1 protein-coding gene is annotated in these 1,536 nt (G+C 55.4%); it reads left to right on the top strand.

Features of this window, described 5'->3' with window-relative positions; translation table 11 throughout:
- Window positions 1-357 precede the first annotated feature (357 nt).
- Window positions 358-1,434: an IS110 family transposase gene (locus ACRESJ_RS22760; RefSeq protein WP_431759936.1), complete on the top strand. Its 1,077-nt coding sequence runs from the start codon at window positions 358-360 to the stop codon at window positions 1,432-1,434.
- The last annotated feature ends 102 nt before the right edge of the window (window positions 1,435-1,536 follow it).

Genomic DNA, 1,536 nt, shown 5'->3' with positions numbered 1-1,536 from the left:
GACGAGGACAGTGCGGCACCGCATTAACTCCTTGAATGTTGCGTTTGTGGGGGTTTTTTGAATTTCCCGCGCAAACGCCACCATTGTCGCAAACGCGAGTGGTACAAGGACGGACAGTAATGATATGTGTATGGGCATTTTCTGGTTGGGTCTGACTCTAGGACGGACTGACCGTGTGTGTCTTCTAGTAAGGATTTGTCGACCCTTGCCAGAAAGTGCCCATCGCATTGACCAAACAGGTGTTTGTGACTTTATAGGAGCTTGGCCTTTTTTGTGGTGCCTGTTTTACTGTCGTGTCCATTGCTTTGTTTGGTTGATGTCATCTCATTCATTGTTTAGTCATGAAGTAAGGATGGCATGTCTACTGTAATAGAGAATCGTCGTGTTGAGGTCATTGGTGGTGTGGACACTCATAAAGACACCCACACCGTGGCCGTGGTGGATGCTGGTGTCGGAAAATTGTTGTCCACTCAACAGTTTCCCGCTACTACAACAGGTTATGAGCAGGTGTTGGCGTGGCTGCGGTCGTTGGGGCAGGTCGTGTCGGTGGGTGTTGAGGGCACTGGTTCCTATGGCGCCGGGTTGACTTGTTACCTGCATTCACAAGGTGTCACGGTGATCGAGGTGGATCGTCCGGATCGTAAGACACGTCATAGTGAGGGTAAGTCTGATCCTTTGGATGCGTGTGCGGCGGCTCGTGCCGTGGTGGCTCAAAGAGCCACGGGTGTCCCCAAACGCCGTGATGGGCAGGTCGAGGCCCTGCGTAGTCTGCGGGTGGCTCGCGCGTCGGCGATTGGGCAGCGTAGTGATGTGAAACGGCAGATCAAAACGTTGATCATCACCGCTCCGGCGGGGTTACGTGAGCAGCTCGATGCCTTGGGCGATGCCAAGTTGGTCGCTTTCTGTGCTGACAGCGCCCCTGATACCACGAAAGCAGCTGATCCGCAGGTCGCGGTCATGATCGCCCTGCGTAGTCTAGCCGAGCGTCACCAGCGGCTGTCCACGGAGATCTCCACTCTAGATGCGCTGATCACACCCCTGGTGGCGGCCATCAACCCCAAGCTGATCACACTTAATGGTGTGGGCCCCGAGGTCGCCGGTCAACTGCTGGTCACCGCCGGGGAAAACCCCGGGCGCGTGCGCTCTGAAGCAGCTTTTGCGATGATCACCGGGACAGCGCCCCTGCCGGCTAGCAGTGGGAAAACCTCACGTCATCGGCTTAACCGTGGTGGGGATCGTCAGGCTAATAAAGCCCTGCACCGTATCGTGTTATGCCGCCTACGCTGGGACCAACGCACTAAGGACTACATGGATCGACGCATTCGGCAGGGCAAATCGAAAAAAGACATCATCCGGTGTCTCAAACGCTACATCGCCCGCGAGGTTTATCGCGCGCTTCAAAGGCCGTTGACCGTGGCCGCGCAGCCTGCCTGACATCACCTACAGATCGAACACATAACCCATAAAAACTCGACTGTCCACAATAGACAATCATGATCCATAGTGGACAATCGACGATTCCACTTGCCCCCACAC

Source organism: Pseudomonas sp., assembly GCF_050739655.1.
In the GTDB taxonomy this organism is placed as follows: domain Bacteria; phylum Pseudomonadota; class Gammaproteobacteria; order Pseudomonadales; family Pseudomonadaceae; genus Aquipseudomonas.
Note: the sequence above shows the minus strand (reverse complement) of the source record. Positions and strands in the feature narration are given on the sequence as shown.

Bases quoted from the DNA above. Each gene is read 5' to 3' on its own strand.
- ACRESJ_RS22760 (WP_431759936.1), top strand. From the start codon at position 358: ATGTCTACTGTAATAGAGAATCGTCGTGTTGAGGTCATTGGTGGTGTG.